The following is a 17,639-nucleotide window of genomic DNA, read 5'->3' on the forward strand; positions in this document are numbered from 1 at the left end:
CGCAGGGCGGGCGAGGGACCCGCCGAGGCCCCGGGGCGGCGCCTTCTCGACCCACCGAGACAGGTGGGCGGGTGGGTGAACCGGGGGTGCAGGGGGCAGAGCCCCACGCCGGGGTCTGGGGCGGAGCCCCAGGGCCGGGGACCTTTCAACTCACCGAGTCGGGCGGGCGAGTGGGAAAGCAGGGGCGGAGCCCAGGAAGGAGGGGCCCCCGGCGAACCGAGCCGTCAGAAGCCGAGGCGGCGGAGCTGCTTGGGGTCGCGCTGCCAGTCCTTGGCGACCTTCACATGAAGGTCGAGGAACACCGGCGTCCCCAGCAGCGCCTCGATGTGCTTGCGGGACTTGATCCCGACCTCCTTGAGCCGCTTCCCCTTGGGCCCGATGATGATGCCCTTCTGGCTCGGCCGCTCGATGAACACGTTGGCGTGGATGTCGAGCAGCGGCTTGTCCGCGGGCCGGTCCTCGCGCGGCAGCATCTCCTCCACCACCACCGCGATGGAGTGGGGCAGTTCGTCCCGCACCCCCTCCAGCGCCGCCTCCCGGATCAGCTCGGCCACCATGACCTGCTCGGGCTCGTCCGTGAGGTCGCCCTCGGGGTAGAGCGCGGGCCCCTCGGGCAGCAGCGGGACCAGCAGATCGGCCAGCAGGTCCACCTGCTTGTTCGCCGTCGCCGACACCGGAACGATCTCCGCCCAGGTGATCCCCAGCTCCTCACCCAGCTGGTCGATCGCGATCAGCTGCTCGGCGAGCGCCTTGGGGTCCACCAGGTCCGTCTTCGTGACGATCGCGACCTTGGGCGTCTTCCTGATCCCGGCCAGTTCCTTCGCGATGAACCGGTCACCGGGACCGATCTTCTGGTCGGCCGGCAGGCAGAAGCCGATCACGTCGACCTCGGCCCAGGTGGTCCGTACGACGTCGTTCAGCCGTTCCCCCAGCAGGGTGCGCGGCTTGTGCAGCCCCGGTGTGTCCACCAGGATCAGCTGCGCGTCCGGGCGGTGGACGATGCCCCGCACGGTGTGCCGCGTCGTCTGAGGCCGGTTCGAGGTGATCGCCACCTTCTGCCCGACCAGAGCGTTCGTGAGGGTGGACTTGCCCGCGTTGGGACGGCCCACGAAGCAGGCGAAGCCTGCCCGATGGGCAGCCTCGACGGACTGCTCGGATGACTGGGTGCGAACGCTCATGGCGCCCATTGTCCCTGATCCACGAACCACGGCTGCACACGCGTCCTCAGTCGACGAGGCCCAGCCGGGTGCGGTCCCGCTGCTGGTTGATGAGGACCGTGGAGAGGGCGCCCACGACCACCAGCAGCAGCGCGGTGAGCAGGAAGGCGTGGGTGAAGCCCAGCGTGGTCGTCGCCGCCGAGCCGACCAGGAATCCGGTGACGGCCGGAGCGAACAGGCCACCGGTGCTGAGCAGGGCGTTGGTCACCTGGAGGACGGCGCCGCGCTGTCCGACCGTGGTCATCTCGGCCGCGACCAGGTAGGTCACCGCGAACAGGGCCGGTGCGGTGCCGAACCCGAAGGTGAAGGCGACGATGCGCACCGTGTCGTCGGAGACGAGGGCACCGAGGAGCAGGGTGAGACCGCTGAAGACGGTGGCGCAGGAGAGGACGGTCCCCCGTGAGACCCGGGTCGGGACACCGCGGCCGTCGAGGACCTGGGTGATCCAGCTGAGCCCGACCGTGGCGACGGCACCCCAGAGGGCGGGGAGGACGATCATCGAACCGGCCTGCTGGGTGCCGTACCCCATGACCTTCTCGTAGTACGTGGGCAGCCACGACGTGGCCAGGGCGAAGGTCCAGTAGCCGAGGAAGGAGCACAGCACGGCGAGGATCCACGACGGGGTGAGGAAGGAGCGCAGGTACCTCACGGGCTGCGCGACGGTGGCGCCCGAGCCCGGAGCGACGGGCGGCGCCGTCCCCTCGATCTCGTGCTCGGCCCGCTCCGACGTGTAGGGTCCCTCCTTCCCCAGGACCAGCCACAGCACCGCCCAGACCACGCCGATGAAGCCCAGGAAGACGAACGTCGCCCGCCAGCCGAAGTCGGCCGCGATCCAGGACAGCACCGGCGCGAAGCAGACGATGCCGAGCGTCACGCCGGAGGAGGCGAGAGCCGCGGGCGTGGCGCCCTTTTTCTTCGGAAACCACTGGTAGACGGCGTGCATCATGATCGGCGCCAACGGACCCTCGCCCGCGCCCAGCAGCACGCGGCTGAACCACAGCGCGGGCAGCGACGCGAAGACGAAGACCGGCACCTGGGAGACGGCCCAGATGAGGCACAGGGTGAGCAGGATCCACTTCGACTTCACACGGTTGGCGATGGGCGCGGCGACCAGCTGGGCGACACCGAACAGGAAGAACACCGCGCTGCCGAGCAGACCGAACTGCTCCGGGGTGATGTGCAGATCCCGCATCACCGGTACGGCGACGATGCCGAGGATGGCCTTGTCCGCCCAGCTGATCATCATGAGGACCAGCAGCAGGACGGCCATCAGCCAGCCGTAGGAGGTGCGCTTCCCGGGGGTCCAGCGGCGGGGATCCGCCGGGTCCGGAACCGGTGGGACCGATGGCGGGGTGGCGAGGTGTTGCGTCATGGAAGCCTCCGGAGCGGAGACGGTCGCGAACGGACCGCTGGGAGCGAAGAGGGAGGACGGAGCCGCCGGCGGGCCGCCGACGGCTCCTGGAACGCGTGAAGAGAAGAGGCGACGGCGCGGTGATCAGGACCGCGGCGTGACCCGTACGGGCAGGGAGGCGAATCCGCGCAGGACGTTGTGGGTCAGCGGGACCGGCTCGCCGGCGAGTTCGATCGTGTCGACGCGGGCGGCCAGAGCTTTGAGCACGAGCTCGATCTCGAGTCGGGCGATGGGCTGCCCGACACACTGGTGGAGCCCCATCCCGAACGCGACGTGGCCGGACGCCTGCCGGTCCAGGTCGTACGTGTCGGCGTTCGCGCCCCACTTGCGCGGGTCGCGGTTGGCGGCGCCGATGAAGAGCAGCACCTTGGCGCCCGCCGGGATGTGGACGCCGCCCAGCACGCCGGGCGCCGTGGTCGTCCGGTGGAACTTCTGGAACGGGGACTCAAGACGCAGCGCCTCGTCCACGGCGAACTTGGCGAGGGACGGGTCCTCGCGCAGTGCCGCCCAGGCCCGGGGTGTGCGCGCCAGGCAGGCGAGGGTGTTGCCGATCCCGAAGACCGTGGTGTCGACGCCCGCGGACAGCAGGGCCCGCACCAGCAGGGCGGCCTGCTCGGCGGTGATCAGACCGTCCCGCACACGGTCCCAGACGCGTGCGCCGAAGCCGGTGTCGTCGAGGTTCTCCCGGGCGCAGTTGCGCAGGATCGCGGCGCTGTGCTCGTCGGCGTGGGCAAAGGCCAGGTCGAAGATCTCGTTCTGGGGGCCGAACGCGTTGAAGACCATGTTGCCGTAGGGCAGCAGGTTCTCCCGGCCCTCCTGGGGGATGCCCACCGCGTCGGGGAAGACCCGCAGCGGGTACTTCTCCGCCAGGTCCTTGACCACGTCGAACTCGCGGCGGGCGACGAGTTCGTCGGCGATCTCCTCGGCCGGTCCGGTGAAGCGTTCCCGCAACGGCCGTACCGTCGCCGGGTTGATGACGCCGGTCAGCGCGCGACGCATGACCGTGTGGATCGGGGGGTCGGACTCCAGGATGCTCGGCGGGCGCCATCCCGTGTCCTGGCGGATGTCGCGCGGGCCGAGACCGCCGGAGGAGCAGTACGTCTCGAAGTCGGTGAGGACCTCGTAGACCTCCTCGAAGCCGGCGACGGCGTACGCGCCGCACTTCTCCAGCCAGGTCACCGGGCCCGCCTCGCGCAGCCGCGTCAGCATCGGGTAGGGCTCCGCGATGTTCGCGGGGGAGAAGGGGTCGTCCGGGAGCGTGACGACGCCCTCGGCAGGTGCGATGGTCATGAAGAGAACCTCTTTTGATGCCGGTCTGTCACAGGTCGAGGACGAGTCGGCCGCAGCCCGCCGCCGCACGGGAGACGCAGATCATCATGGTCGCGCCGGTGTCCTGGTCGTCCTGGGTGAGCACGGCGTCGCGGTGCTCCGGCTCGCCCGAGACGACGGGGGTCTCGCAGGTGCCGCACAGGCCCTGCCGGCAGGAGGACAGCACGCGGACGCCGACGTCCTCGACCGCTTCCAGGATCGTGCGGTCGGTGGGTACCGACACGGTCTTCCCGCTGCGCGCGAGTTCGACCTCGAACGGTTCGGCCACGGACCCGGGGCCCAGCGCGGTGGCCGCGAACCGCTCGGTGTGCAGCGAGCCGGGCGGCCACCCCATGCACAGTTCCTCGACCGCGCTCAGCATCCCGCCCGGCCCGCAGGCGTACACCAGCATGTGGGCCCGGGGCATGGCCAGCACGCCCGCCAGGTCCATGCGGCCGCGCTCGTCCTCGGCGACGATGTCGACCCGGTCGCCGTACTCGTCGACGAGCCGCTCGGCGAAGGCCATGCCGGCGCGTGACCGTCCGCCGTAGACCAGGCGCCAGTCCCTGCCCGCCTCCGCGGCCCGCTCGATCATCGGGATGATCGGGGTGATGCCGATGCCACCGGCCAGGAAGAGGTACTTCCGGGAGTCCCTGACCGGGAAGTTGTTGCGCGGCTCGGAGATCTCCAGCGTGTCGCCGGGGCGTACGTTCCGGTGGATCCAGCGGGAGCCGCCCCGCGAGCCGGGGACGTCGAGGACGGCGACACGCAGGTGCGACAGGTCCTTCGTGGAGGAGCACAGCGAGTACTGCCGTACGTACTGGCCACCGAGGTGGACGTCGATGTGGGCCCCCGGCTCCCACGGCTGGAAGGGCGACCCGTCCGGGGTCACGAGGACCAGCGAGACGACACCGTCGGCGACCCGGTCCACGCGTTCCGCGATCACCTCGCGGGTGCGGGGCACGACGCCGCGGCGGTCCGTGCGCGCACTGAGTCCGCCCATCTGAAGCCTGCTTTCTCACGTGGTCCTCGGGGGCCGGGCGAACCGTGTCGCACCGGTGCCGGAATGTTAGGTAGCGCGGAGCGCCTTTCCCCGGGGCTTTCCACTCAGTAGAAACCGGCATCGACCCCATGGTCGACGTGTCCCTGCTCACGGGTGCCGCTACCTGCGGCTTCCTGGAATTTCCCGAGGGCTTTCCTTCGTCTCCCACGGGTCGTAATGTGCGGTTTCATGAGCTCTCAGGACAAGCGGCCCACCGGGCGGGAGGCGCTGCCGGCCGGGCCCGCCGGGGCTGCCCCGAAGTCCGTCGCCGCCCGTGCGCTGAGGATCCTGGACACTTTTGACTCCGAGCACTACGAGCTGTCCCTGAGCGACATCTCCCGCCGCAGCGGGCTGCCGGTGGCCACCTGCCACCGGCTCGTCCGTGAGCTCGTCGAGTGGGGCGGCCTGCTGCGGACCGGCGGCCGGTACCGCATCGGCCACAAGCTGTGGTCCCTGGGACTGCTCTCCGAGAGCCACCACGGCCTCGCCGAACTGGCCGCGCCGTACATGCACGACGTGCTCTTCCTGACCAAGCACGTGGTCAACCTCTTCGTCCTCGACGGCGCCCACGCCCTGCTGCTCGAACGGATCTCCGGAACCCAGCCGGGACCGGCCCTGCACCGGGTGGGCGACCGCCTGGCCCTGCACGCCAGTGCCGGGGGGAAGGCGTTCCTCGCCTACGGGCCGCCGGAACTCGCGCGGGCCGCTCTGGCCAACCCGCAGCGGCTCACCCCGCACACCGTGATCGACCCGACCCGGCTGCGCCGCGAACTCGAACAGGTCCGGCGCAAGGGGTACGCCATGACGCTGGAGGAGGCGGTCGAGGGGGCGCACGGGATCGCGGTGCCGGTCACCGCCGCCGACGGCGGTGTCATCGCGGCCCTCGGTGTCGTCACCGTCGGAACGCGCCCCCGCCCCGCCGGGATCGTGCCGGTCCTGCAGATCGCCGCGCGGAGCATCGCACGAGAGGCGGGCCGCCTGGCCGCGTAGAGCGACACGGCTGGAAGGTGCCGACGCCCGGTGCCCTGTGGCCGGACGCCGCCAGGCGGGGGTTCGCGGGCATGGGCGCATGCGGGCATGGGCGCATGCGAGTGCGGACGATCACAGGGCGGGGCCGTTCGCGGGAGGGGGTTTCGCGTGGGACGGGCGGGCGCTGGACGGGGGTTCGCGCTGGGCGGGCGCATGCGGGTACGGGCGCATGCGGGTAGGGGAGTTCCACGGGGCGGGCGCGCGGCGGGTGTCGTGCGCGGCCGGCGATCGTAGTGGGGACGTCATGACGCGAGGCATCGTGCGTGGCAGGTGCGGCAGGTGCGGCAGGGTGGGAAGCCGGTGGTGGAGCCCGCGGCTCACGCCCCGCCGGTCAGCAGCAAGGGCAGGCTGATCAGGACCGTGGCGGCCGTCGACGCCGCGGTCAGGGCCATCGCCGCGGGCGGCGGAGGCGCGGTCTCCCGACGCGTACCGCCGACGAGGAAGGTCACGGCCGCGGCCGTCGCCGCGCAGACCGCGGCCGCCCAGCCCAGCGGTGAGGAGCCGCTCGCCGCCGTGTGCACGAGCAGCAGCGCACCCACCGCCTGGGACATGGTCGTCCGCCGCCAGGCGAGGCGGGTGCGCTCGGGTTGCAGTCCCGGGTCCCGGCCGCCGGCGCGGACGGGCACGGCCCGCGTCACGCGGGCCCGCCGGCCCAGACCAGCACCGTGGTGAACGAGGCGATCGCCGTGATCACGACGGCCAGCACGGGCAGCAGCCAGGAATCGGGCAGTGGCGCGTCACGGCGGATCGCGCGTTGGACGCGCCGCCAGTGCGGATGGGCCCCGCCCGTGATCACGACGGCCAGCAGCGCGCACACGACCGCCAGGAGTTCTCGCGCGTGCGGGATCGCGAAGGCCGGTACGAGCTGCCGTACCGCCACCGCCGCCGCCAGCAGGCTGACACCGGTACGGATCCAGGCGAGGAAGGTGCGCTCGTTGGCGAGCGTGAACCGGTAGTCCGGCTCCCTCCCCCCGCCATCGCCGCCGTCTTCTTCCTCGCGTCCCCGGTCGTTGCCCGTGACCATCCCGCTCTTCCCGCTTCCTTCCCGAGCCGTTCTGCACCTGTGGGCCGTCGGCACCCGTCCACACCCGCGTACACGCCCGTACGCGGCCGAGTGCGGGGCCGCCGGGCCCGCCGTCCGCTCAGCTCCCCGCGCGGACCACCGGGCCCGTGGCGACGGAGAACCGCGCGCCGCTCGTGGCGACGTCGATCGGGCCGTCGTACGTCGACGCGGCCTCGGTGCGCCAGTACTCGGCGTCCGCCGGCCCCGCGAAGTGGGACAGCACCAGGCGCCGCGCCCCGGCGGCCTTGGCGACCCGGCCGGCCCCGGCCGGCGGGGTGTGCGAGTTCTCCTGGTGGGCCAGGAAGGCGGGGGAGAAGCCACGGCTGCGGTAGAAGTCGAGGTTGACGGCCTCGTGGACGAGGACGTCGGTGCCCTCCGCCAGCCGGGCGAGGTTCGCCGACTCGGCCGTGTCACCGGAGAAGGTGACCGATCCGTAGGCGGAGTCGATCCGGTAGGCGAGAGCCGGGTGCACCGGCGGGTGGTCCACCAGGACGGCGGTCACCGTGATCCGCTCGTCCGCGTAGACCTCGAACGGCTCACCGGCGGCCGCGGAACCCCTGGCCGGGGCGGCCACCTCCGAGGCGCGCACCAGGTCCGCCAGCGGCGGCCGGTCCTCGTCGCCCACCCGGATGGCGATGTCGTAGGAGAACGCGTCCAGGGCGGAGGCCACGAGGCGGTCCGTGCCGGCGAGGTGCCGGGTGCCGTCCTCCGGGTCGGGGCCGGGGCCGACGATGTGGACCGGGGTGGAGAAGCCGTTCACCGGGCGCCCCCAGTTCCACAGCAGGAACCCCGGGAGCTCGATCACGTGGTCGGAGTGCAGGTGCGTGATGAACCCCGCCCGGAAACGGTGCCCCCGCAGGCCGGCCTCGTTCGCGGCGCGGGTGCAGCCGATGCCGAAGTCGACCAGGTAGAAGGCGTCGTCGACGACGACCGCGCTGGCGATGCCGTGCTCGGGGCCTCGGATGGCGGGCCCGGCGGCGACGCCGAGCGTGATGAGGTCCATGCCGCGCTGTGCGGACGTGGTGTCGGTCACCGGCGCTGTCCTTCCGGTACGGGTGCCGCCTCGTGCGGTGTCGGGGTGTGGGGACGGGCGTTGACGGTCCTGGGTTCGAGGTACTCCTCCAGCCCCCAGCGGCCGCGCTCACGTCCGAGGCCGGAGGCCTTCCAGCCGCCGAACGGAGCGTCCGGTTCCACCTGGGTGTGCTGGTTGATCCAGACCGTGCCGGCCTCGATGCCCGCCGCCACCTCGTGGGCACGGTCCAGGTCGGGCGACCACACCGAGGCGCCGAGACCGAAGTCCTGCGCGTTCAGACTGTCGATCGTCGTCCGGAGGTCGTCGTAGGCCACGACCGGCAGGGCGTTGCCGAACTGCTCGGCGTCGACGAGGTCCATGCCGACCTCGGCGTCCGTGACGATCGTCGGTTCGAGGAAGTGACCGGGCAGGTCGCAGCCGCGGCCGCCGCCCGCCGCGACCCGCGCCCCGGCGGCGACGGCGCCGTCGACCAGGCCACGGACGACGCCGTGCTGGGTGGCCGAGTGCATCGGGCCCATGGTCGACCCGGTGGCCACCCCGTGCCCGAGCCGGTGCCGGGCGACGGCCTCGGCCATGGCCTCGACCAGTTCGTCCCTCAGACCACGCGGTACGAAGACCCGCTTGACGGCCATGCACACCTGCCCCGCGTTGCGGAAGGCCGAGCCGACGATGCCGGACGCGGTCGTCTCGACGTCCGCGTCCGGCAGGACGATCGCGGGGTCGTTCCCGCCGAGTTCCAGGGTGACGCGCTTGACCGTGGCGGCCGCCTGGGCGGCCACGGCGGTGCCGACCTCCGTCGACCCGGTGAAGGAGATCTTCCGTACGCCGCGCAGGGTGCTCAGCGCCACGTTGACCGCGCGGCCGGGGCTGGTGCGGTACTGCAGCACACCGGCGGGCAGGACCCGGTTCATGAGGTCGACCAGGGCCATGGTGGACAGCGGTGTCGTGGCCGAGGGCTTGGCGATGACGGTGCACCCGGCGGTCAGGGCGGGGGCGAGCTTCACGCACAGCAGGGAGATGGGGAAGTTCCACGGCGTGATGGTGCCGACCAGGCCCACCGGCCGGTGGTGCACCTCGACGGTGCGGTCGGCCCGGTCGGGCAGCCTCTCCACCTCGTCCCAGGCGAGTGCGGCGTAGTGGTCCAGCAGCCCGGCGCCCACGCGGAACTCGCCGACGGCCTCGGCCAGAACCTTGCCCTGCTCCAGGGACAGCAGCCGTCCGAGTTCGTCCTCGTGGGCGCGGACGAGTTCCGCGCAGGCGTGCAGGGCGGCCTGCCGGGCCGAGCGGTCCGCGGCCCACGCCGGAGCGGCGGCCCGCGCGGCGGCGATCGCCTGCCGCACCTCGTCCTCGCCGTGCACCGGGGCCCGGCCGACCGGCTCCAGCGTGGCCGGGTCGTGTACGGCGTACGTCTCTTGGGCCATCTGCGTGCTCCTGGTCGGCGGCGGGGGTCGGGATCACACGATCCCCGCACGTCACGCCGTGGACAAGCAGGTCATCCACTCAGTGGAAAGCGGACTGCCGGACGGTGGCCGCCGCACCCTCGGCGTCGCGGAGTTTTCCACAGGGTGGAAAGTGAGCTTGTCAATGAGGCCGCTTCCCCCGCAGGCTCGGCCCGCGCCCCTGGTATCCCCGCATTCCGCCGACGAACGAGTGAGAGCCATGATGAACAACACGCAGTTGCCCGTGGTCGTGACCGGGGTCGCCTCCGGTATCGGAGCGGCGGCCGGCCGCCTGCTCGCCGACAGGGGACTGCCCGTCGTCGGAATCGACCGGTCGGTGCCCGAGTCCTTCGCGGGGACCTTCGTCCGGGCCGACCTGTCCACGCCCGGCGGCGCGCACGAGGCCGCGCGGAGCGTGCTGGCCGCCGCCCCGGACGGGCTCACGGGACTCGCCAACATCGCCGGTGTGCCCGGTACGGCGCCCTGGCGGACGGTGCTCGGCGTCAACGTCTTCGGCCTGCGGGAACTGACCGCCGCGCTGGTACCGGCGATCAGGGAGGGAGGCTGCGTCGTCAACCTCTCCTCGGCCGTGGCCACCGCCTGGGAGCGGAACCTGACCGCCGTACGGGCCTTCGCCCTCGCCCGCGACACCGAGGCGGCGCTCGACGCCGTGGCCCGCGACGAGGGCGTCACCGGCAACTCGTACCGCTTCTCCAAGGAGTGCGTGCGGTACCTCACCGAACATCTCGCGGCCGAGTACCTGTCCCGCAGGGTCCGGGTGACCTCCGTCAGCCCGGGGCCCGTGGCCACGCCGATCCTCGACGACTTCAAGCGGGACCACGGCGTCGCCAAGGTCGAGGGAGCCGGCGCCCTGCTCGGTCGGTTCGGGGAGCCGGCGGACATCGCCCGCGTCGTGGCCTTCCTGCTGAGCGACTCCGCGGCCTGGATCAACGGCACCGACATCCGCGTCGACGGCGGCCTGACGGCCTACCGCACCGTCCAGGAGGCCTCCGAGGCCGGCACCGGCTGACCCACGTCGCACGACCGCTCGCGGCGCGGCCCGGCCGGCCCACCGGCGGGGAGCGGTGACCGCGGGCCCCCGTCACCAAGTCTCGGGTGTCAGGCGTCCGTCACCGAGCCCTGAGTGTCAGGCATCTGTCACCAAGTCCAGGGTGTCAGTCGTCCGTCACCAAGTCCCGGGCCGCGGGCACGCGTCACCAAGTCCCGAGTGTCAGGCCCCCGTCACCAAGTCCCGGGCATCAGGGCTCCCGCCACCAAGCCCCGGACCGCAGGCCCCCGTCACCAAGTCCCGGGCCGCAGGCCCCCGTCACCAGGCTCCGGCCGGCAGGCCCCCCTCACCGGGCCCCGTCCGTCGGACCTCAGCCGTCCTCGCCCGCCGGCAGGGTGAGCCGTACGGTGCCGTCCGGGCCGGCCAGCAGGACCGGTGTGGCGGTGCCGCCCAGGTCCCGTACGGCGGCCCGGTCCTCCGGGGCGATCTCCTCCGCCTCGCTGACCACCGCCGCCGCCTCCAGGGACGTCGCCCCGGACGCGACGGCCATCGCCACCGCCGTCCGGAGGGCGCTCAGCTTCAGGGAGGCGAGGTGCACCGACCCGGCGACATACGTACGCCCCGTCTCGTCCCGTACGGCCGCGCCCTCCGGCACACCGTTGCGGGCCCGGGCCGAACGGGCCAGGGTGACGATCTTGAGGTCCTCGGGATCAAGCGCGATGGTCTCGGTCATGCCTCGAGCATAAGAGCCGCCCCGGCGGCCGCCGAGATCACCCCGGCGGCCGCGGAGTCCGGGTGCTCAGGCCCGGTCGAGACGGAGCCGGTCCGCGCGCGGCAGCCCCGCCACGACCAGGTCGTAGGAGTCCTCGACGAGCTCGCGGACCAGGCGGTCCGGGAGCCCGGCGTCGACCGTGACCGTGTTCCAGTGGCGCTTGTGCATGTGCCATCCGGGGACGATCAGGCCCTCGTGCTCGGCGCGCAGCCGGATCGCGTCCTCCGGGTCGCACTTGAGGTTGACCTTCAGCGGCCGGGAGTCCAGGGCCGACAGCGCGAACAACTTGCCCTGGACCTTGAAGACCGAGGTCTCCGGATTGAAGGGGAAGTCCTCCACCACCGCGTTGAACGACAGGCAGAGGGCGCGCAGCTCCTCCGGGCTCATTCCGGCTTCCCCTCCCCGTCCCCGGTGGGGGCCGCCGGGCCCACCGGCTCCGCGAGCACGGTCACGATCTTGTTCCGGCGGCCGGCCGCGGCCTCCGCGGTCAGCCGCAGCTCCCGGCCGTCGGGCAGTTCCACGACCGACGACGCGCCCGCGATGGGAACCCGGCCCAGGGCCTTGGCGAGCAGCCCGCCGACCGTCTCCACGTCCTCGTCGTCGTACTCCTCCAGGCCGTACAGCTCGCCCAGGTCCGTGATGTCCAGGCGCGCGGTGACGCGGTAGCGGTCGTCGCCGAGCGGCTCCACCGGCGGCAGCTCGCGGTCGTACTCGTCGGTGATCTCGCCGACGATCTCCTCGAGGATGTCCTCGATGGTGACGATGCCGGCCGTGCCGCCGTACTCGTCGATGACGACGGCGACGTGGTTGCGTTCCTTCTGCATCTCGCGCAGCAGGTCGTCGGCGTTCTTCGTGTCCGGCACGAAGACGGCCGGACGCATCGCCGTCGACACCAGCTCGCTCTCGGCGTCCCGGTTGATGTGCGTCTTGCGGGCCAGGTCCTTCAGATAGACGATCCCGACGATGTCGTCCTCGCTCTCGCCGGTGACCGGGATCCGCGAGAAGCCGGAGCGCAGCGCCAGCGTGAGGGCCTGGCGGATGGTCTTGTACCGCTCGATCACCACCAGGTCGGTGCGCGGCACCATGACCTCGCGCACGAGGGTGTCGCCCAGTTCGAAGACCGAGTGCACCATGCGCCGCTCCTCGTCCTCGATGAGCGACTCCTGCTCGGCCAGGTCGACCAGGGCGCGCAGCTCCGCCTCGGAGGCGAACGGGCCGCGCCGGAACCCCTTGCCGGGGGTCAGCGCGTTGCCGATGAGGATCAGCAGCGACGGGAGCGGGCCCAGCACCCGCGCGAGCGGCACCAGCACGTACGCCGCGGCGGTCGCCGTGTTCAGCGGGTGCTGGCGGCCGATGGTGCGCGGGGAGACCCCGACGGCCACGTACGAGACGAGCACCATGACCGCGATGGCGACGACCAGCGCCTGGGCCGTGCCGGAGAACGCCTCCAGACACGCGTAGGTGACCAGGGCGGCCGCCGCCATCTCGCAGGTCACGCGAACCAGCAGCGCCAGGTTGAGGTAACGGGTCGGGTCGGCGGCGACCTGGGCCAGCTTGGCGCTGCCGCGGCGGCCCGACTTCACGGCCCCCTCGGCACGGAAGCTGGACACCCGCGCGAGGCCCGCCTCCGCGCAGGCGGCGAGCCAGGCGACGACGACGAGCGCGATCGCGCCGACGACGATCTGAGGGTTCATGGGCGGGCTTACGAGACGGTGGGCGCCGGGGACGGGCCGTGCAGGCCCTGCTCGGCGCGCCAGCCGTCCACGATCGCTGCCTGCAGACCGAACATCTCGGCCTTCTCGTCCGGCTCCTCGTGGTCGTAGCCGAGCAGGTGCAGCACGCCGTGGACGGTGAGCAGCTGGAGCTCCTCGTCCATGGAGTGCTGCGTCGGAGCCTCGGCACCCTGCTTCGCGGCGACCTCGGGACAGAGCACGATGTCGCCGAGGAGGCCCTGCGGGGGCTCTTCGTCGTCCTTGGAGGGCGGCCGCAGCTCGTCCATCGGGAAGGACATGACGTCCGTGGGCCCCGGCAGGTCCATCCACTGGACGTGCAGCTGCTCCATGGCGTCGGCGTCCACGACGATCACCGAGAGCTCGGAGAGCGGGTGGATGCGCATGCGGGTGAGTGCGTAGCGGGCGATGTCGAGGATCGCCCGCTCGTCGACCTCGGTTCCCGACTCGTTGTTGACGTCGATCGACATGGTGGTGCTGGTCTACTTCCCCTTGTGCCCGTGTCCGTGCGCGTGCCCGGCCCTGCCGTGGCCGCCGGTCCTCGGCGCGCCGTTCTCGGTGCCGTGACTGCTGTCGTACTTCTCGTACGCGTCGACGATACGGCCCACGAGCTTGTGCCGTACGACGTCGTGCGACGACAGCCGGGAGAAGTGGACGTCCTCGACGCCCTCCAGGATCTCCTGCACCTGCCGCAGTCCGGACTTCTGGCCGTTGGGCAGGTCCACCTGGGTGACGTCACCCGTGATGACGATCTTCGAGTCGAAGCCGAGCCGGGTGAGGAACATCTTCATCTGCTCGGGGCTGGTGTTCTGGGCCTCGTCCAGGATGATGAAGGCGTCGTTGAGGGTGCGGCCGCGCATGTAGGCGAGCGGCGCGACCTCGATCGTCCCCGCCGCCATCAGACGCGGGATGGAGTCCGGGTCGAGCATGTCGTGCAGCGCGTCGTACAGCGGGCGCAGGTACGGGTCGATCTTCTCGTAGAGCGTGCCGGGCAGGAAGCCCAGGCGCTCGCCGGCCTCGACCGCCGGGCGGGTCAGGATGATGCGGTTGACCTGCTTGGACTGAAGCGCCTGCACCGCCTTGGCCATGGCCAGGTAGGTCTTTCCGGTGCCGGCGGGGCCGATGCCGAAGACGACCGTGTGCTTGTCGATCGCGTCGACGTACCGCTTCTGGTTGAGCGTCTTGGGGCGGATCGTGCGGCCGCGCGAGGACAGGATGTTCTGCGTGAGGACCTCGGCGGGGGTCTCGTGGCCGTCACTCTCGCCGTTCTCGCTCGCCTTGAGCATGGCGATGGAGCGTTCCACTGCGTCCTCCGTCATCGGCTGCCCGGTGCGGAGCACCAGCATCATCTCGTCGAACACGCGCTGGACCAGGGCGACGTCCGCCGGGTCACCGACCGCGCTGATCTCGTTGCCCCGGACATGGATGTCGGCCCCCGGGAAGGCCTTCTCGATCACGCGCAGGAGAGAGTCGCCGGACCCCAGCACGGTCACCATGGGGTGCTGGGCGGGGACGGTGAACTGTGCTCTGGCCTGCCCCTGCGCGGGGGTCTTGGCTGCGGGTGTCTGAGTCATGGGCCGGCGCTGAAGGCCTGCGGTTCCTCCTCGTCACGGCCGCACAAGTGAGGGCGGCCTCGCGCTTCCAGGGTACGACGGGGGAGTGACAACGCCGTAGGGCTTTTCGGCGACCGCGGCGACCCCGCCGACCCAGGGGCGGGATCAGTCCGGCACGGGGGACGCGCCGGCCTCCGTCCCGGCCCCCCGCTGGGCCCGCAGCAGGTCCCGGAACCAGCGGTAGGACGCCTTCGGGGTGCGCTCCAGGGTCTCGTAGTCGACGTGCACCAGGCCGAACCGGCGGGCGAGGCCTTCCGCCCACTCCCAGTTGTCCAGCAGCGACCACACGAAGTAGCCGCGCACGTCCACGCCCGACTCCAGGGCCCGGTGCAGGGCGCGGATGTGGCCGTCCAGGTAGGCGATGCGGTCCTGGTCGTCGAGGCCCTCGTAGGAGCACCCGTTCTCGGTGATGACGACGGGCGGGAGCCGGTCGCCGTAGCGGTCGCGCAGGCCGGTCAGCAGCTCGGTCAGCCCCTCCGGGACCACGGGCCAGCCGAAGTCCGTGACCGGGTGGCCCTCGATCTCCCGTACCGAGAAGGGCAGTTCGGCGGGCAGGGTGAGACCGCCGAACTCGATCTCCTCGCCGCTCGGAGCGCCCACCCGCGTCGGGGCGTAGTAGTTGACGCCGTACCAGTCCAGGGGCTCCGCGATGACCTTCAGATCCGAGTCGACGTCCGCGGGGGTGCCCGGCATCAGCTCGCCCAGCCCCTCGGGGTACCGGCCGAGCAGCAGCGGGTCGGCGAACAGGCGGTGCAGCAGCAGGTCGTAGAAGCCGGCCGCCTCGACGTCCGCCTGCTCCCCGGACGCCGGCCGGACGGGACTGTGCGAGTTGGCGATGCCGATGTCCGCGGCCCCGGCCGCGCGCAGCGCGCGGACCGCCAGGCCGTGGGCGAGCAGTTGGTGGTGGGCGGCCGGGAGCGCGTCGAACAGCAGCCGCTTCCCCGGTGCGTGCACGCCGAGGGCATGGCCGAGCAGGGTGTGCTCGGCGGGCTCGTTGAGCGTGATCCATTTCGTCACGCGGTCGCCCAGGCGCTCGGCGACCACCGACACATGGTCGGCGAACCGCGCGGCCGTGTCCCGCTCCAGCCAGTCGAGGCGGGCCGGCAGGTCCCAGTGGAAGAGGGTCGGGACCGGACGGACGCCGGCCGCGCACAGCTCGTCGACCAGCCGGTCGTAGAAGTCCGGGCCGCCGGGGGAGTTCACCCGGGGCCAGGAGACGGAGAAGCGGTACGCGTCCACGCCGAGGCCGGCCAGCAGCGCCACGTCCTCGCGGTGGCGGTGGTAGTGGTCGCAGGCCACCGCTGCCGTCGAGCCGTCCTTGACCCGTCCCGGCTCGGCCGAGAACGTGTCCCACACGGACGGCTCGCGCCGGTCGGCCGCCCCCTCGATCTGGTGGGCCGAGGTCGACACGCCCCACAGGAAGCCGGCCGGGAACCGGGGTATCGGGTTCGTCACCATGGGCGGGATCATCCTTACCGTAGGTAACGGAAGTCAACGCCCGGGCGGTAAAAGGACCTCACGCCCCCTCCTTGAGCACGCGGGAGATGAGCTCGCGCTGCTCCCCGGTCAGCCGGGGATCGGCCGCGTACACCGTCCGGCCGTCCACGGTGATCTCGTAGCTGAAGCCGTCGGGCACCCCGGCCGGCGGCGCGGCCTTGCCGGCGGCCAGCGCCCGCTCGGCCAGGTCCCTCCATTGCGGGGCGTCGGACCGCCCCGAGACGTCCACCTCGGCGCGGCGCTCGATGCCCGCGAACCCTCCTGTGCGCCTCACTCGAATCCGCATGGTCCGTGTCTAGTACGGAACTACAGCGTCCGCACCCCCACCTGTTCCCAGGCCTTCCGCACGGCCTCGAGTTCGCCGCCGTCGGTGCCGTACCGCTCCCGCGCGGCCCGCACGGTGAGTGTGGCGAAGTCCGTGAACTGCGCGTCCTCGTGCAGCTCACCGCCGGTCAGCACGTCGTACCAGAGCTGCCCCGCCTTCTCCCAGGCGTGGCCGCCGAGCGCGGTGGCGACCAGGTAGAAGGCGTGGTTGGGAATGCCGGAGTTGATGTGCACGCCGCCGTTGTCGCTGCCCGTGTGGACGTAGTGGTCCATCGCAGCCGGCTGCGGGTCCTTGCCGAGCACGTCGTCGTCGTACGCCGTGCCGGGTGCCTTCATGGAGCGCAGCGCGGTGCCGCTGACGCCCGGGGCCAGCAGCCCGGCGCCGATCAGCCAGTCGGCCTCGGTGGCGGTCTGGCCGAGTGTGTACTGCTTGATCAGCGAGCCGAAGACGTCGGAGAGCGACTCGTTGAGCGCGCCGGACTGCCCGAAGTAGGCCAGGTTGGCGGTGTGCTGGGTGACGCCGTGGGTCAGCTCGTGGCCGATGACGTCGACCGGGATGGTGAAGTCCAGGAAGATCTCGCCGTCGCCGTCGCCGAACACCATCTGCCCGCCGTTCCAGAAGGCGTTGTTGTACTTCTCGTCGTAGTGCACGCTGGCGTCCAGCGGCAGGCCGCTGCCGTCGATCGAGTCGCGCCGGTAGGCCGTGCGGTACAGCTCGAAGGTGGCGCCGAGGCCGGCGTAGGCGCGGTTGACCGTGGCGTCCCCGCCGGGCTCCTCGCCCTCGCCGCGCACCTTCCTCCCGGGCAGGTCGGTGCCGTGCCGGGCGTCGTAGACGGTGCGGTGCGGCTGCCCGTCCCGCTTGCCCGCGGGCGCGGCGACGGCGGGTGCGCCGATGACGGTGGTCAGCCGCCGCCGGGTGCGCTCGAAGGCGTCGCGCTCCAGGGTCCGGCGGGCGGGTCCGGAGAGCGCGGGGTCGTCGTTGCGGGCGAGGCGGTCCAGGACGTGCGGCGGCACGATGGTGCAGAAGACGGGCTCGAAGCCCCCGTTGGTCGGCGTGGTCGTCGTGGTCGGCATACCAGGCACACTTGCACTGTGTGGTCGCCCTGTCACCACCCGCAACCATGATTGGTGAAATATCGGGGCAAGGGGTCC

The 17,639-nt window shown here is 72.0% G+C and carries 18 protein-coding genes; 2 read left to right on the top strand and 16 right to left on the bottom strand.

The genetic code is table 11. The features are described from left to right. Nucleotides 1-224: 224 nt before the first annotated feature. From era to ACIQMV_RS13855, 4 genes are all read right to left on the bottom strand, one after another. A complete protein-coding gene (gene era, locus ACIQMV_RS13840; protein WP_172632973.1) occupies nucleotides 225-1,178 on the bottom strand; it encodes a GTPase Era in 954 nt (317 codons plus the stop codon). A 46-nt stretch (nucleotides 1,179-1,224) separates the two neighbouring features. Next, nucleotides 1,225-2,589 carry an MFS transporter gene (locus tag ACIQMV_RS13845; RefSeq protein ID WP_402592803.1) on the bottom strand — a complete coding sequence of 455 codons (1,365 nt, stop codon included), beginning with the start codon at nucleotides 2,587-2,589 and terminating at the stop codon, nucleotides 1,225-1,227. Nucleotides 2,590-2,712: 123 nt separating this feature from the next. After that, nucleotides 2,713-3,918: a cytochrome P450 gene (locus tag ACIQMV_RS13850; protein WP_402592804.1), complete on the bottom strand. Its 1,206-nt coding sequence runs from the start codon at nucleotides 3,916-3,918 to the stop codon at nucleotides 2,713-2,715. A gap of 28 nt (nucleotides 3,919-3,946) precedes the next feature. Then, complete coding sequence (locus ACIQMV_RS13855; protein WP_402592805.1) at nucleotides 3,947-4,939, bottom strand: PDR/VanB family oxidoreductase; 993 nt, start codon at nucleotides 4,937-4,939, stop codon at nucleotides 3,947-3,949. 228 nt (nucleotides 4,940-5,167) lie between these two features. On the opposite strand from ACIQMV_RS13855, the gene ACIQMV_RS13860 reads away from it, so the two are divergent. Further along, nucleotides 5,168-5,968, top strand: a complete 801-nt coding sequence (locus ACIQMV_RS13860; protein WP_172632974.1) for an IclR family transcriptional regulator — start codon at nucleotides 5,168-5,170, stop codon at nucleotides 5,966-5,968. Between the two features lie 356 nt (nucleotides 5,969-6,324). Here the strand turns inward: ACIQMV_RS13860 and ACIQMV_RS13865 are convergent, their stop codons facing one another. From ACIQMV_RS13865 to ACIQMV_RS13880, 4 genes are all read right to left on the bottom strand, one after another. Continuing rightward, a complete protein-coding gene (locus tag ACIQMV_RS13865) occupies nucleotides 6,325-6,645 on the bottom strand; it encodes a DUF202 domain-containing protein (protein ID WP_402592806.1) in 321 nt (106 codons plus the stop codon). Next, a complete protein-coding gene (locus tag ACIQMV_RS13870; protein WP_402592807.1) occupies nucleotides 6,642-7,031 on the bottom strand; it encodes a YidH family protein in 390 nt (129 codons plus the stop codon). The genes ACIQMV_RS13865 and ACIQMV_RS13870 overlap by 4 nt, the downstream gene beginning before the upstream one ends. A gap of 118 nt (nucleotides 7,032-7,149) precedes the next feature. Further along, a complete protein-coding gene (locus ACIQMV_RS13875; protein WP_402592808.1) occupies nucleotides 7,150-8,103 on the bottom strand; it encodes an MBL fold metallo-hydrolase in 954 nt (317 codons plus the stop codon). Beyond that, entirely contained in the window at nucleotides 8,100-9,524 is a 1,425-nt protein-coding gene (locus tag ACIQMV_RS13880; RefSeq protein ID WP_402592809.1) for an aldehyde dehydrogenase family protein, read from the bottom strand. Before ACIQMV_RS13880 ends, ACIQMV_RS13875 begins: the two co-directional genes overlap by 4 nt. Before the next feature lie 238 nt (nucleotides 9,525-9,762). Between ACIQMV_RS13880 and ACIQMV_RS13885 the strand changes: the two genes are divergently transcribed. Further along, nucleotides 9,763-10,572: an SDR family oxidoreductase gene (locus ACIQMV_RS13885; protein ID WP_402592810.1), complete on the top strand. Its 810-nt coding sequence runs from the start codon at nucleotides 9,763-9,765 to the stop codon at nucleotides 10,570-10,572. Nucleotides 10,573-10,921: 349 nt separating this feature from the next. On the opposite strand, the gene ACIQMV_RS13890 is transcribed toward ACIQMV_RS13885, so the two are convergent. The 8 genes from ACIQMV_RS13890 to ACIQMV_RS13925 all read right to left on the bottom strand — a co-directional run bounded on the left by ACIQMV_RS13890 (nucleotide 10,922) and on the right by ACIQMV_RS13925 (nucleotide 17,561). After that, complete coding sequence (locus tag ACIQMV_RS13890; RefSeq protein ID WP_402592811.1) at nucleotides 10,922-11,284, bottom strand: cytidine deaminase; 363 nt, start codon at nucleotides 11,282-11,284, stop codon at nucleotides 10,922-10,924. 66 nt (nucleotides 11,285-11,350) lie between these two features. Next, nucleotides 11,351-11,710 (bottom strand): MmcQ/YjbR family DNA-binding protein, encoded by a 360-nt coding sequence (locus ACIQMV_RS13895; protein WP_141361077.1) that lies wholly within the window; start codon nucleotides 11,708-11,710, stop codon nucleotides 11,351-11,353. Further along, entirely contained in the window at nucleotides 11,707-13,017 is a 1,311-nt protein-coding gene (locus ACIQMV_RS13900; protein ID WP_141361079.1) for a hemolysin family protein, read from the bottom strand. Before ACIQMV_RS13900 ends, ACIQMV_RS13895 begins: the two co-directional genes overlap by 4 nt. Nucleotides 13,018-13,025: 8 nt before the next feature. Continuing rightward, nucleotides 13,026-13,523 (bottom strand): rRNA maturation RNase YbeY, encoded by a 498-nt coding sequence (gene ybeY, locus ACIQMV_RS13905; RefSeq protein WP_141361081.1) that lies wholly within the window; start codon nucleotides 13,521-13,523, stop codon nucleotides 13,026-13,028. Between the two features lie 12 nt (nucleotides 13,524-13,535). Then, on the bottom strand, nucleotides 13,536-14,627 hold the full coding sequence (locus tag ACIQMV_RS13910) for a PhoH family protein (protein WP_141361084.1): 1,092 nt from the start codon (nucleotides 14,625-14,627) through the stop codon (nucleotides 13,536-13,538). A gap of 144 nt (nucleotides 14,628-14,771) precedes the next feature. Then, on the bottom strand, nucleotides 14,772-16,136 hold the full coding sequence (locus tag ACIQMV_RS13915) for a GH1 family beta-glucosidase (RefSeq protein WP_402592812.1): 1,365 nt from the start codon (nucleotides 16,134-16,136) through the stop codon (nucleotides 14,772-14,774). Nucleotides 16,137-16,182: 46 nt separating this feature from the next. Next, nucleotides 16,183-16,449: a protealysin inhibitor emfourin gene (locus ACIQMV_RS13920; protein ID WP_141361088.1), complete on the bottom strand. Its 267-nt coding sequence runs from the start codon at nucleotides 16,447-16,449 to the stop codon at nucleotides 16,183-16,185. 20 nt (nucleotides 16,450-16,469) lie between these two features. Beyond that, the gene (locus tag ACIQMV_RS13925) at nucleotides 16,470-17,561 is read right to left on the bottom strand and encodes a M4 family metallopeptidase (RefSeq protein ID WP_402592813.1); all 1,092 of its coding nucleotides are present in this window, start codon (nucleotides 17,559-17,561) and stop codon (nucleotides 16,470-16,472) included. Nucleotides 17,562-17,639: the final 78 nt, after the last annotated feature.

It is taken from the genome of Streptomyces sp. NPDC091412 (assembly GCF_044756885.1).
In the GTDB taxonomy this organism is placed as follows: domain Bacteria; phylum Actinomycetota; class Actinomycetes; order Streptomycetales; family Streptomycetaceae; genus Streptomyces.